Annotated in this window: 1 protein-coding gene; it reads left to right on the top strand. The window is 69.6% G+C overall.

Annotated features, from left to right (window positions below; genetic code table 11):
• On the top strand, positions 1–424 hold a 424-nt coding region (locus NBZ85_RS34280; RefSeq protein ID WP_261563521.1), incomplete at both ends, for a PAS-domain containing protein.

Here is a 424-nt window from a genome sequence, read left to right as displayed (position 1 = left end):
GATCGCCACCGCGCTCGCCGCGGGCGGTTTCTCGATGGCCTACCTGCGCCGCATGAGCCGTGCGCGCAAGGATCTCGCCCGTTCCAAGGCCACGCTCGAGCAGGCGCTGGGGGCCATGGTCAGCGGCTTCGTGCTGCTGGACCCCGGGCACCGCGTGCTCCAGTGGAACGGGCGCTACGAAGAGATCTTCCCCTGGCTGCGCGACATCATGGCCGTGGGGCTGCCGTTCCGCACCGTGCTGGAGGCCACCTCCAGGCACCATCTGCCGGACGCCGACGAAGGCATGCGCCGGGAATGGGTGGCGCAGCGGCTGCTGCTGCAGCGCGAGACGCGCGGCACGCACGAGCAGATGCTGCCCAACGGCCATTTCATCCAGATCACCGAGCGCGTCACGCCGGAAGGCGGGCTCATGATCACCTACCAC

Source organism: Frankia tisae (genome assembly GCF_025403405.1).
Classification (GTDB): Bacteria; Actinomycetota; Actinomycetes; order Frankiales; family Frankiaceae; genus Frankia; species Frankia tisai.
The sequence above is the reverse complement of the archived record's forward strand: the minus strand, read 5'-3'. Positions and strand labels throughout refer to the sequence as shown.